This window comes from Stenotrophomonas tumulicola, from assembly GCF_014117215.1.
Taxonomy (GTDB): Bacteria; Pseudomonadota; Gammaproteobacteria; order Xanthomonadales; family Xanthomonadaceae; genus Stenotrophomonas; species Stenotrophomonas tumulicola.
Genome location: NZ_JACGXS010000001.1, coordinates 814,451 through 826,565, shown reverse-complemented (window position 1 = coordinate 826,565; position 12,115 = coordinate 814,451). Strand labels below are relative to the sequence as shown.

At 65.7% G+C, this 12,115-nt stretch carries 10 protein-coding genes; 6 read left to right on the top strand and 4 right to left on the bottom strand.

Going from position 1 to position 12,115, the window contains the following annotated elements; translation table 11 throughout:
- Window positions 1-38 precede the first annotated feature (38 nt).
- Window positions 39-740 (bottom strand): response regulator transcription factor, encoded by a 702-nt coding sequence (locus tag H4O11_RS03785; protein ID WP_182338072.1) that lies wholly within the window; start codon window positions 738-740, stop codon window positions 39-41.
- A 185-nt stretch (window positions 741-925) separates the two neighbouring features.
- Between H4O11_RS03785 and H4O11_RS03780 the strand changes: the two genes are divergently transcribed.
- The 5 genes from H4O11_RS03780 (at window position 926) to H4O11_RS03760 (ending at window position 6,973) form a co-directional block, all read left to right on the top strand.
- The gene (locus H4O11_RS03780; protein WP_343042779.1) at window positions 926-2,620 is read left to right on the top strand and encodes a phosphoethanolamine transferase; all 1,695 of its coding nucleotides are present in this window, start codon (window positions 926-928) and stop codon (window positions 2,618-2,620) included.
- Window positions 2,621-2,703: 83 nt separating this feature from the next.
- Window positions 2,704-4,020: a sensor histidine kinase gene (locus tag H4O11_RS03775; RefSeq protein WP_182338070.1), complete on the top strand. Its 1,317-nt coding sequence runs from the start codon at window positions 2,704-2,706 to the stop codon at window positions 4,018-4,020.
- 100 nt (window positions 4,021-4,120) lie between these two features.
- A complete protein-coding gene (locus H4O11_RS03770) occupies window positions 4,121-4,492 on the top strand; it encodes a diacylglycerol kinase (RefSeq protein ID WP_182338069.1) in 372 nt (123 codons plus the stop codon).
- A 14-nt stretch (window positions 4,493-4,506) separates the two neighbouring features.
- Window positions 4,507-6,234 carry an ArnT family glycosyltransferase gene (locus tag H4O11_RS03765; RefSeq protein WP_182338068.1) on the top strand — a complete coding sequence of 576 codons (1,728 nt, stop codon included), beginning with the start codon at window positions 4,507-4,509 and terminating at the stop codon, window positions 6,232-6,234.
- Window positions 6,227-6,973: a phosphatase PAP2 family protein gene (locus H4O11_RS03760; RefSeq protein WP_246333233.1), complete on the top strand. Its 747-nt coding sequence runs from the start codon at window positions 6,227-6,229 to the stop codon at window positions 6,971-6,973. Before H4O11_RS03765 ends, H4O11_RS03760 begins: the two co-directional genes overlap by 8 nt.
- 66 nt (window positions 6,974-7,039) lie before the next feature.
- Here the strand turns inward: H4O11_RS03760 and H4O11_RS03755 are convergent, their stop codons facing one another.
- From H4O11_RS03755 to H4O11_RS03745, 3 genes are read right to left on the bottom strand one after another with little or no spacing between them, the layout of a single operon-like run.
- A complete protein-coding gene (locus H4O11_RS03755; RefSeq protein ID WP_182338066.1) occupies window positions 7,040-8,410 on the bottom strand; it encodes a cytochrome c in 1,371 nt (456 codons plus the stop codon).
- 10 nt (window positions 8,411-8,420) lie between these two features.
- Complete coding sequence (locus H4O11_RS03750) at window positions 8,421-10,196, bottom strand: GMC family oxidoreductase (RefSeq protein WP_182338065.1); 1,776 nt, start codon at window positions 10,194-10,196, stop codon at window positions 8,421-8,423.
- Window positions 10,197-10,198: 2 nt separating this feature from the next.
- Entirely contained in the window at window positions 10,199-10,930 is a 732-nt protein-coding gene (locus tag H4O11_RS03745) for a gluconate 2-dehydrogenase subunit 3 family protein (protein ID WP_182338064.1), read from the bottom strand.
- A 176-nt stretch (window positions 10,931-11,106) separates the two neighbouring features.
- On the opposite strand from H4O11_RS03745, the gene H4O11_RS03740 reads away from it, so the two are divergent.
- A complete protein-coding gene (locus tag H4O11_RS03740) occupies window positions 11,107-12,108 on the top strand; it encodes a LysR family transcriptional regulator (protein ID WP_182338063.1) in 1,002 nt (333 codons plus the stop codon).
- Window positions 12,109-12,115: the final 7 nt, after the last annotated feature.

Here is a 12,115-nt window from a genome sequence, read left to right as displayed (position 1 = left end):
CAAGTGTGCGACATGTGTCGCACACGGTCAAGCGGGCGTCACTCCGCCGCCTGCCTCGCCTGGGTGGCAGCGGCGGCAAGCCGGTAGCCGACGCGTGGCAGCGTCTGGATCAACTTGGTGCTGAAAGGACCATCGACGCTGCGGCGCAGTTCGTAGATATGCGAGCGCAGCAGGTTCGCGTCCGGCGGGTCATCGCCCCACAGCGCATATTCCAGTTGCTGCCGCGGCACCGCCGCGGGGCTGGCACGCATCAGCACTTCCAGCAGCTTCCGGCAGGCCGGGTACAGATGCAGTGACTGCCCCTGGCGCGTGGCCTCCAGCGAACGCAGGTCCAGCGACAGGTCACCGACCACCAGCCTCTTCTGCGCGGTCCTTCCCTGCGCCCTCAGGAACAACGCTTCCAGCCGCACTTCCAGTTCGGGCAATTCGAAAGGCTTGGTCAGATAGTCGTCGGCGCCTGAACGGAAGCCGGTGATCTTGTCAGGCAGTTCGTCGCGCGCGGTCAGCATCAACACCGGCACGGCACTGCCGTGGTCCTCGCGCAGGCGCTTGAGCACGTCCGGCCCGTCCATCCTGGGCAGCATCCAGTCCAGGATGACTGCATCGTAACTGTTGCTCGTGGCCAGGTGCAGGCCGGTAACACCATCCGGCGCGACATCCAGCTCATGGCCGCGTTCTTCGAAGTACTGGAATACCGTGGACACCAGCTGGCGATTGTCCTCGACGACCAGAATGCGCATCTGAAACCTCCGGGGTATCAAGGAAAACACGGCGCTGGCGCAGCGCTATCGAGGCGAGCCTAGCATTCCAACCCGGCACATGCCGTGTCCCGTTAACGAAAGGATAGCCCTGCTCCGACCAAAATCCGACGCCACGCGCAACAGACTCGCCGCCCAACATCCATCAGATGGCAAGCGACGTGGCAATTTCCGAATCCCTGCAACCTGCGGCGAACACCTCCGCAGATGACGTTCCCCGCGCCCGGACCCTGCTCCGGGCGGTGCTCGCATGGCGCCCGGCGCTCAGCCAGGAACAGCTGATCCTGGCCGCTGCGGTGTTCTTCGCGGTGCTCAGCAACGGGCCGTTCTGGAAAGCGGCCACTGCACTGCATCCGGGCAACCTGCTGTTCATCGCGTCGCTGTCCGGCCTGCTGGTTGCCGTGAACGGGCTGCTATTGTCGCTGCTGGTGTGGCGCTGGACGGCCAAGCCCGTGCTGTCGGTGTTGCTGGTCACCACGGCGATGGCCGTGCATTACATGACCACCTACGGTGTCTTCATGGATGCGGACATGGTGCGCAACATCCTGCACACCGATGCCAAGGAATCCCGCGAACTGCTTACCACCTCGCTTGTCGGACCGCTGCTGCTGTATGCCCTGCTGCCGGTTGCCCTGCTCTGGCGGGTCCGCATCACAGCGCGTTCCATCACCCGCACGGCGTGGGTGCGTCCACTTTTCATGGTCGGCCTGGTGGCCCTTGCACTGGGCTCCACCCTGCTGTCGTCGGCCGAGGTCGCCGCGATGGTACGCAACCATCGGGAGATCAAGTACCTTGCCTCGCCGATGAACTACCTGATCGGCCTGAAGCAGAACCTGACCTCCAACCCGCCGATCAACCGGGCGCCGAAGACGCCGATCGCCACCGATGCAGTGGCCGTCGCGCGTCCGGCCGGCAGCCGCCCGAGGCTGCTGGTGCTGGTGGTTGGCGAGACCGTACGGGCGCAGAACTGGGGCCTCAACGGGTATGCACGGCAGACCACGCCGGAGCTTGCCCAGATCGGTGTCATCAACTTCCCCGACATGCATTCCTGCGGCACCAGCACGGAAGTTTCCCTGCCCTGCATGTTCTCTCCACTGGGACGGCGCAACTACGACGAGAAGCAGATCCACCGCCAGCAGTCGCTGCTCAACGTGCTGGACAAGGTCGGCATCACCACGTTGTGGCGCGACAACCAGTCCGGCTGCAAGGGCGTGTGCGATGGAACCACGTTCGAATCACTGTCCGACGCCACCGACGCCGACCTGTGCGCGAACGGGCGCTGCATGGACGAGATCCTGCTCAGGCAGCTGGGCGAGCGCGCCCGCAGCCAGCCAGGGGACCGCGTGGTGGTCCTGCACCAGCTGGGCAACCACGGACCCAGCTACTTCCAGCGCTATCCCGACGGCTTCCGCAAGTTCACCCCACCCTGCCAGAACCCCGACCTGGGCAACTGCCCACGCGAGGAAATCGTCAACGCCTACGACAATGCCGTGCTGTACACCGATCATTTCCTGGCCCACGCAATCCACGAACTGCAGGCGATGGAAGACTACGACACCGGCCTGGTCTATGTGTCCGACCATGGCGAATCGCTCGGCGAGAAGGGCCTTTACCTGCATGGCGTTCCGTATGCCATTGCCCCGGCCGAACAGACGCGTGTTCCCATGGTCATGTGGTTCTCCAGCCGCTTCGCTGTCGACCGCGGGCTGGATATCGACTGCCTTCGCCAACGCGCGATGCAGAGGACCGACCATGACGCGCTGTTCTCCTCCATCCTGGGCCTGATGCAGGTACAGACCACCGCGCACGATCCGGGCATGGACCTGTTCGCCGCATGCGTGCCGCCGGTCAACCAGGCCTGAGCGGGACGTTGCCGGCGGCCACGGCACGTCGGTTAGCATGGACACATCCCGCCGCCACCCCGGCAGATGCGCCCGAGTAGACCATGACCCCAAAGACCACCCCGCGCACGCCGGAAAAGGGGCGCACCAGCCTGCGCACCCGCGTCACCCGTTGGCTGCTGCTGTATGCCGCCCTGCTTTCGGTCGCGGTTTTCCTGCACGGCCAGATCGTCAACTCGCAGGCCGAGGACCTGACCTGGACCTCGTTGCTGCAGTCCGAGCTGGATCATTTCATCCAGCGCAGCGACGAGGATCCGAACTATCGCTGGACCGACACCAACACCGTCCAGCTGTTCGGCGATGACGAGCAGTCGCCGATTCCCGCCGTCTACGCGCCCTATCCCCCCGGCGTCCACGACGGGGTACGCGTGGGCGACCAGGACAAGGTGATCCTGGTCAGGGAGGTCCGCGGCAGGAAGCTGGTGCTGGCATTGGAGATCACCGAGCTGCAGCACCACGAGGACAACCTGGGGTTGTGGATGCTGGGATCGAACGTGCTGGCCATCGTCCTGCTCGGCCTGCTGGTTGCCTGGGGGCTGGGCCGGGTGCTGAAGCCATTGACCGATCTTTCCAATCGCATCCGCAGGCTCACCCCCGAACAGCCAGGACAGGTGATCGACATTGATCCGCTGGCCAGTTCCGAACAGGCCGTCATCACCGAATCGTTGAATGACTACATCCGCCGCAACGAACAGTTCGTCGAACGCGAACGGCAGTTCATCAACAGCGTCAGCCACGAACTGCGCACGCCGATCGCCATCATCGACGGGGCGGCCGACCTTGCGTCCCAGCCCGGCACCTCGGCAAAGACCACCCAGCAACAGCTCGGCCGGATCAAGCAGATCACCGCGCAGGTCGAGGAACTGATATCCATCCTGCTGGTGCTGGCCAAGAGCCCGGACCGGCTGGAGAAGACCAGCGAACTGATCGCACTGGACGAGCTGGTCGAAACGCTGGCGGCCGATCATCGCTTCCTGAGTGGCGACAAGAGCCTCACCATCACGGTGGCGCCCGCGGGCAAGCCGATCATCCTGGCACCGACCGCGGTGGTGTCGGTGGTGATCGGAAACCTGATCCGCAATGCCATCGAGAACAGCGACAAGGGCGATATCCAGGTCAGCATCAGCCAGCGTGCCGAGGTGGTCATCGACGATCCCGGCCACGGCATGACTCCCCAGGAGATCAGCGCGCTCTACGCGCGGATGGTCCGTGGCGAGCTGCGCGATGGACAAGGAATCGGCCTGGAGCTCATCGCGCGCCTGTGCGGGCACCTGGGCTGGAACCTGAGGTTCGAGGCCAAGGACGATGGCCGAGGCACCAGGGCCATCGTCGACCTGTCCTCCAGCCTCGCGAAAAGTTAACGCCGGTCGTCATTTCTCCGACCAAACTCTGACGCTGGCATCCGCAGAATCCGGGACACGTCGCCACATGGCGATGCCCCTCCCTCTTTTCTGCGATCCCATGCCCGGAACTCCTGGACACCTGCCGCGCGGCCCCGCCCGCACCCTCAAAGCCCTTGGCTGGTCCCTGCAGGGGCTGCGCGCAGCCTGGCTGCATGAATCGTCCTTCCGCCTCGAAGTGGTGATGGCCGCCGCGATGCTGCCCGCCGCCCTCTACCTGGGGGACTCTGGACTGCAACGCGCGGTGTTGATGCTTCCGGTACTGATGGTGCTGTCGCTGGAACTGCTCAACTCGGCGATCGAGGCAGTCATCGAACGCTATGGCGCCGAGCACCACGAACTCGCCGGCCGTGCGAAGGACATGGGTTCGGCTGCGGTGTTCGTCGCGCTGTTCGCGACGGCAGCCACGTGGCTGCTGATCCTTGCATCCTGACGGACGGCGCCCGGATGGCTATCCCCACCCTGCCGCCCAGTGCGGCCGCACGGCGCGTTGGTCCGCGCCACCTGCCCACCGTGGCGCTGGTACTGCTGATCGTGCTCAGCCTGGCTGCCGGCATCGGCCTGCGCTCCCCCTCGCCACCCGACGAGCCGCGCTTCGTGCTGGCCGCACGGACCATGGTCGAGACCGGCCAATGGTTGCTGCCGCATCGCGGCATCGAGATCTACGCCGAGAAACCACCGGTTTTCATGTGGCTGCAGGCCGTGGCCCATGGCGTGGTGAACGACTGGAACCTCGCCTTCCTGCTGCCCTCGCTCCTCGCCGCCCTGCTGACGCTGTGGATGACCTACAGGATGGGCTGCCTGCTATGGAACCGCAGGATGGGCCGGCATGCGGCGCTGGCACTGTTCGCCACGCTGCAGTTCGGCCTGATGGCCAAGCGGGCGCAGATCGACATGGTGCTGGTGGCAATGACCACCGCGGCGATGTGGGGACTGCTCAGGCACCTGCTGCGCGGCCCTGACCGGCTGGCCCTGTTCGGTGCGGCGGCAATCGCAGCGCTGGGAACCATCACCAAGGGCGTCGGGTTCCTGCCGCTGCTGGTGCTGTTGCCATGGGGCCTGTTGCGTGGCTACGGCAAGCTGGCGCCGGTGCCCGGCAGCAAGGCGCAGTGGCTGCTGCTTCCGGCAGGATTCGTCGCCGGCCTGGCCGTGTGGCTGCTGCCGCTGGGCGTGGCGTACTGGCGTCCGCATGCACCGGAGCTGGATGCCTATGTACGCGAGATCCTGTTCCGGCAGACCGCCACCCGCTACGTGGGCGCGTGGCACCACATAAAGCCCGCGTGGTACTACGCGCAGGTCATCCTCACCCTGTGGCTGCCGGGCTGCCTGTTGCTGCCGCGGCTGGTGCCGGCGTGGTGGCGCAGGGTATCCAGGGGCGATGCACGCTACGTGCTGCTGATCGGCTGGGTGCTGCTGACGCTGCTGTTCTTCAGTGCCAGTCCCGGCAAGCGCGAGGTCTACATCCTGCCGGCGCTGCCGATCGTCTGCCTTGCCGCCGCGCCCTTGCTGCCCGGGCTGCTGCGGCAACGCTTCGCCCGCATCGTGCTGTTCGCCTTCCCGGTCGTGATCGGGGTTGCCGCGCTGGTGCTGGCTGCGGCGATGTTGCTGCAGGCGCCGTGGATGGCACCCAGGCTGGCCGGCCGCGACCTGGATGCGGCGTCCATCCACGCGCTTGCCTGCTGGGTGATGGTGCTTGGCGTCGTGCTGATGGGCCTGGTCGCCTGGCTGCGGCTGCGCCGCCCGGGAACGCTCGCGGTACTGACCATGGGCTGCATCTGGGCCATCTACGGCCTGGGCATCATGCCGGCACTGGACCCGTCGGCGTCCGCCCGGCAACTGATGCAGCGCGTCGACCAGGCCATCGGACCTGGCGGCGAGCTCGGCCTGGTCGATTGGCGTGAGCAGAACTATCTGCAGGCGCTGCGACCGCCGATTGACTTCGGCTTCAAGCAACCGTGGGACGTCCAGTGGCACCGGGCGCGGGCATGGGTGGCGGCAGCGCCATCACGACGCTGGATCCTGGTCACCGACAAGGCACTTGGCAACTGCGTGGACCGCACGCAGGCCATTCCCATGGGACAGGCCAACCGCAACGCCTGGGTGCTGGTGCCCGCATCGGCGCTGTTGTCCGGTTGCAAGGAACAGATCAGCTGGACGGAGAATGACGATGGTTGATGCAGCCCGCGCGGCACGGCCCGTTGCGTCCGGGCGCCCGTGCATGGGCCTGCCCGATGCCAGGATCCACGTGTTGTATCCGCTGCTGGCGCTGCTGCTGGGCTCCTGGCTGCTGATGGGCAACGGCCTGGACCAGGCCATCGCAGCCAGGCTCTATGCCCTGCAGGGAGGGGCGTGGACGCTGAAGGATCATTGGGTCACGGAATACCTGGTGCACAGGCTCGGCCACGACCTTTCGATTGTCGCCGGCCTGCTGGTGCTTGCACTGGCCATTGCGTCGGAGTGGATCGGCACGCTGTCAGGATGGCGACGGCCGCTGCTGCGCCTGTTCGCCTCGGTCACGCTTTCGGCCGTGGTGGTGTCGTTGCTGAAGAAGGTAACCGGCATGGACTGCCCATGGGACCTGGTGGACTTCGGAGGATCGCGCGCCTTCCACGGACTGCTGGATGCCAGGCCTGTCGGAGTTGTTGCCAGTGGCTGCTTTCCCGCAGGCCACGCCAGTGCCGGTTACGGTTGGCTGGCGCTGTACTTCCTTGCGTTGGACGTCCGGCCACGGTTGCGCCATGCCGCGCTGGGCATGGGTGCAGGGCTGGGCCTGGTGTTTGGCCTGTCGCAGCAGCTGCGTGGCGCGCATTTCATGTCGCACGACCTGTGGACGGCGGCGATCTGCTGGTTCGTCGCGCTGGGGCTGTACCGGCTGTGGCCGCCACGGCGGACCCAGCGGCAGAGGCGGCCATGAATCCGGCGTGCCGGCCAGTGACCGGCATCCGCCCCTTCGCGCCAACGTGATGCTGCGGGCGTCCGGTTATTCAACCTCGGTCGGATCGTGTGCCGCTTCCTTGTGCTCGCTGCGCATTTTCCTGATGTCGCCACGCACGCCGGCCACCTGCCTTGCGGTGACCGCAGGGGCCTTGTTGCCGAAGCTGCCACGCAGGAAGGTGCCCAGCTCGGCCACGTCTTCGTCAGTCAGGCGATCGGCGAAACCCGGCATGCCCAGGTTCGACGGCGCATGCACCGTGCTGGGCATCTCGCTGCCCTCCAGCACCAGGTGGATCAGCGTGGTCGGATCGGCTGCCAGCACGGTGGAATTGCCAGCCAGGCTCGGAAACACGCGCGCATAGCCTTCCGCATCGCTGCGATGGCAGGCGGCACAGTTGTCCACGTACAGCTCGGCACCGCGCGTGCTGTTGATGCCTGCACGCAGCTCGCTCGCCGTCTGCGGATTGGCCGCGAACGAAGAGGGATCGCCAGCCGATGGCGGCAGGCTTTTCAGGTAGGCCGCGATTGCGCCGAGGTCCGCGTCGGTCAGGTGCTGGGTGCTGTGCTGGACCACGTCGGCCATCGGCGTGCCCACCACCGCGTGGCGCTCGCTGCGTCCGGTCTTCAGCACGTCGATGATGTCCTGCCTGCTCCAGTTGCCCAGGCCATCGGCCTTGTTGCCGCGCAGGTTCACCGCCAGCCAACCGTCGATGACCTGCCCGCCTGCAAGATAGTCGGCGCCGGACTCGTCCATGGCCTTTTCCTGCAACGTGATCGCGCGCGGGGTATGGCAGCTTCCGCAGTGTCCCGGACCCTGCACCAGGTAGGCGCCACGCGCGATCTCCTCATCGGCATGGCCACCCTGCATCTGCCCGGCGGCATCCGGATCGGGCCCGAACTGCTTGCGCCAGATCGCCAATGGCCAGCGCATCGACAGTGGCCAACGGATGCCGACATCGCGGTTGGCGCTTTCGCGTGGCGTCACGCCCTGCATGAAATAGGTGTACATCGCTTCGACGTCGGCATCGGTCAGCCGCACGTACGAAGGGTACGGCATGGCCGGGTACAGCGTGCCGCCTTCCGGGGTGATGCCATGGCGTACGGCACGGTCGAAGTCGTCCAGGCTGTAGCTGCCGATACCGGTCTTCCGGTCCGGGGTGATGTTGGTGCTGTAGATGGTGCCGATCGGCGAGGCAATCGGCAGGCCACCGGCAAATTCTTCGCCACCGGGCGCGGTATGGCAGGCCACGCAATCACTGGCGGTGGCCACGTAGCGGCCACGTTCGATCAGTTCGGCACGTTCCGCCGAACCGCTCGCGGTGATTGCCCGGGTTGCGGTCGGCAGCTTGGCGTAGACGAACAGGACCAGCAGCACCAGCACCGCCGCCAGCAGCAGGAGCAACAGGATCTTCCTCATGCCCACGCCCTCATGCCTGCACCAGCGGGCCGGGATTGGCCAGGTACTGTTCGCGGATCGCCTTGGCCGACCAGTACGCCAACGCGCCCACCATGCCGGTCGGGTTGTAGCCGTTGTTCTGCGGGAAGGCATTGGCACCGATCGCAAACACGTTCGGCACGTCCCACGACTGCAGGTAACGGTTCAATGCCGAATCGGCCGGCGTGTGGCCCATGATCGCGCCACCGCAGGTGTGCGTGCTCTGGTACTTGGTGATGTCGTAGTGGCTGCCATCCTTCTTGGCGTCGCCGGAGACCGCGATGGGATTGAGGATCCGGCTCATCTCCAGCGCCTTGCCGACCAGGTACTGCGAGGCCTTGACCTCGTTGTCGTGCCAGTCGAAGGTCATGCGCAGCAGCGGGCGGCCGAATGCATCACGATAGGTCGGGTCCAGGCTGAGGTAATGCTGGCGGTAGGACATGCAGGCGCCCTGCACTTCGTAATAGAACGAATGGCGGAACGAGTCCGCCGCCGCCTGCTTCCACGCGCTGCCCCACGACGGTGTTCCCGGCGGCACGTTGATGCCGCGCACCGGTCCGGACCCCGGCTGCCGTGCCCACACCAGCCCACCGCCGACGAATCCGGCCTTGCCGTTGTCCAGCTGGTTGCCGTTGAGGTCGTCCATGGTCGCGCCGGCGCCGCCAATGCCGATGAAGCCATTGGCCTGCACGCTCTTGTCGAAGAACAGCACTACCCGGTTGAGGTTCTGGTACGAATAGTTCTTGCCGACCGTACCCTTGCCGGTTTCCGGGTCGTACGGCGTGCCGATGCCGGAAACCAGCATCAGGTGCACGTTGATGTACGAGAACGCGCACAGCAGCACCAGGTCGGCTGGCTGCTCGATCTCGCGGCCACTGGCATCCAGGTAGGTCACCCCGGTGGCTTTCTTTCCGGTGCTGTCCAGGTTCACCCGCAGCACCTGTGCATGGGTGCGCAGTTCGAAATTGTCGCGCTGGCGCAGCACCGGCAGGATGCAGGCGTTCGGGCTGGCCTTGGAGTAGTTCAGGCAGCCGTAATCGCTGCAGAAGCCGCACGCATTGCAGGGCCCCATCTGGCAACCATAGGGATTGGTATAGGCACGCGAGGTGTTGGACGCGGGAATCGGGTATGGATGCCACCCCATGCCTTCGGCAGCCTTGTAGAACATCTCCGCGCCCAGGTAATCCGGGTTCGGCGGCAGCGCGAACTCACGGCTGCGCGAGCCTTCGAAAGGATTCCCGCCAGGCTGCAGCACGCCATTGATGATGCCGGCCTTGCCCGAGGTGCCGCACACGTATTCGAAGTGGTCGAAGTGCGGCTCCAGGTCTTCATAGCTGACAGGAAAGTCCTGGATGGTCATGTCGTCGGGAATGAATCCGCGCCCGTAGCGTTGCTCCATGTTGCTGCGCAGGCGGAAGTCTTCCGGCAACGCGCGGAAGTGACAGCCTGACCAATGGCTGCCGGCGCCGCCCACGCCCGTGCCCGGCTTGAACGAGCCCATCTGCCGATACGGCACGGCGGTGTCACCGGCCTTGTGGCGGATGGTCAGGGTGTCCTGCGCCAGGCTCTGCAGGAAGCGGCGGTGCACCGAACCTTCCAGCTCGTCCACGACCTTCGGGTAGGCGAAATCAGGTTGGGTATCACGATCACCGCCGCGCTCCAGCGCCACCACGTGCAACCCGGCATCGGTCAGCTCCTTGGCCATGATCGCCCCGGTCCAGCCCATGCCGACAATCAGCACATCCACTTTCGGCTTGCTTGTTGCCATGTTCAGCCCCTCCTTCCGGCCAGGTCCACCGGACCCAGCGGATAGGGCTTGTCGCGCACGCTGATCCAATCGATGTAATCCGCCCGCATGCCGGGATAGCCGATCATCTTCCACGCACCCATGTCTTTGTTGCCGCCATGTTTCGGGTCGGCGAAGTAACCGTTCTTGACCTCGTTGAGGAAGTTGCTGAAGAACACTTTGTCGGCGATGTCCTGCAACCCCAGCTTGCCACCCTCGGCCTGGCTCAACAGCGTTTCCTGCTGCTCCACGTCAAGTGCGGCGAAGGTCTTGCCGTCGAAGGCCTTGCGGCAATGCGCATCCATCGACGCGATGCCTACCTTGAGGATGTCACGCAGCGCCAGCCGGCCCTGGTAACCGAATTCGGATGGGGCCTCCAGGAACGGGCCCTGCATGTACCAGATATCGCCGCTGGCATACGGCGTCTGCATGTGCCGGTCGAGGAATTCCGGGACGCCGGACTCCACCGCGCCGGGGCCGATGTCATCGGCAGGAATCAGCCGGTCGCAGGCGGCCAGCACGAACGCCCATTCGGCTTCGTTGAAAAAATCGGGCACGTAGGCCGTGTTGTCCTTGCCCGCGCCCGCTGCGGCATTCTTTTCCTGCGCCGAGGGCTGGCAGGCGGGCAGCGCTGCCACTACCGGGACCAGTGTCAGCGCCTGGAAGAAGCGCCGCCGGGAGGGCGAAGCACTCCCTTCGTTGTTATGGGTCGACATCGCTGGCTCCGGTTGGATCTGGCTGGCGTTTGAAACCGTGCGGCACCGCTGGCGGCCCTTCCAGGCGGCTGCGGGACCCCGGTATCGGCACCACTATGTCCGTGAATGGGCGTGCAATTAACCGGGATATGGTGAAAACTCAATTCTGATTTTCCGAATCAGGCTTGCAGTGCAGCATGAATGACCTGGCAGAGATGCGCGCGTTCGTCGCCACCGCCCGCGCAGGCAGTTTGACCGCAGCCGCGCGCGGGCTTGGCGTGGCCACCTCGATGATCAGCGAACGCCTGCGGCAGCTGGAAACCCGGCTGGCGGTGAAGCTGCTGGTGCGCAGCACGCGCCGGCAGTCGCTCACGCCTGCGGGCGAGGCCTACCTGGCACGCTGCGAGGAGATCCTGCAGTTGATCGAGCGCGCGGAACTGGAAGCACATGCCGACCGCGATGGCCACAGCGGGTCGCTGCGGGTTGCCTGCCCAGTGCCGCTGGGTCGTCATGTCGTCGGCCCGCTCGCTGCCCGCTTCATGGCCCTGCATCCGGACGTACGGATCGACCTGCAGATGTCCCGCGCAGCGGTGGACCTGATCGGCAACGCGATCGACATCGCCGTCCGTGGCGGCATCGCGCCACATCCCAGCTTCATTTCAAGGCCGCTGTTCAGCAGCCCGCGCATCCTGGTCGCCAGCCCCGGATACCTGCAGCAACACGGTACGCCGCGTTCGGTGGCAGAACTTGCCCTGCACCGCTGCATCGACCATGGCGGCAGCGGCGGCGCAACCGAACCGCCGGCCTGGATGCTGGGTGCGGGCGAACACCGGCAGCGCGTGGGCCTGCACGTGGTGGCGCGTGCCAACGATCCGGACACGATGATCCAATGGGCCCTGGCCGGGGTCGGGGTGATGCAACGCTCGCGCTGGGAGGTGGCCGCACTGCTGGACACGGGCCGCCTGGTCGAAGTGCTGCCGGAAACCGCCGGCGAGCCTCGTCTATTCGCCGAAACACACCTGGTCAAGTCCATCTACTCGCGCCGCATCGCCTTGTTCGTTGATTACCTGCACGCAGAGTTGCCGGCCCACGTACGGGCTTACGAGGAACGCGGGGCCGCCCCGCACCATCGCAGCCAGCAGGCCGTGCTTGCCGCGCATCCACTACTGGCACCCGGTGGCATAATCGAAACCATCTGATAACCCG

What these genes read in the sequence shown, in the direction of transcription:
- H4O11_RS03785 (WP_182338072.1), bottom strand. Translation starts at nt 740, where the DNA reads ATGCGCATTCTGGTCGTCGAGGACAATCGCCAGCTGGTGTCCACGGTA.
- H4O11_RS03775 (WP_182338070.1), top strand. Translation starts at nt 2,704, where the DNA reads ATGACCCCAAAGACCACCCCGCGCACGCCGGAAAAGGGGCGCACCAGC.
- H4O11_RS03770 (WP_182338069.1), top strand. Translation starts at nt 4,121, where the DNA reads ATGCCCGGAACTCCTGGACACCTGCCGCGCGGCCCCGCCCGCACCCTC.
- H4O11_RS03765 (WP_182338068.1), top strand. Translation starts at nt 4,507, where the DNA reads ATGGCTATCCCCACCCTGCCGCCCAGTGCGGCCGCACGGCGCGTTGGT.
- H4O11_RS03760 (WP_246333233.1), top strand. Translation starts at nt 6,227, where the DNA reads ATGGTTGATGCAGCCCGCGCGGCACGGCCCGTTGCGTCCGGGCGCCCG.
- H4O11_RS03755 (WP_182338066.1), bottom strand. Translation starts at nt 8,410, where the DNA reads ATGAGGAAGATCCTGTTGCTCCTGCTGCTGGCGGCGGTGCTGGTGCTG.
- H4O11_RS03750 (WP_182338065.1), bottom strand. Translation starts at nt 10,196, where the DNA reads ATGGCAACAAGCAAGCCGAAAGTGGATGTGCTGATTGTCGGCATGGGC.
- H4O11_RS03745 (WP_182338064.1), bottom strand. Translation starts at nt 10,930, where the DNA reads ATGTCGACCCATAACAACGAAGGGAGTGCTTCGCCCTCCCGGCGGCGC.
- H4O11_RS03740 (WP_182338063.1), top strand. Translation starts at nt 11,107, where the DNA reads ATGAATGACCTGGCAGAGATGCGCGCGTTCGTCGCCACCGCCCGCGCA.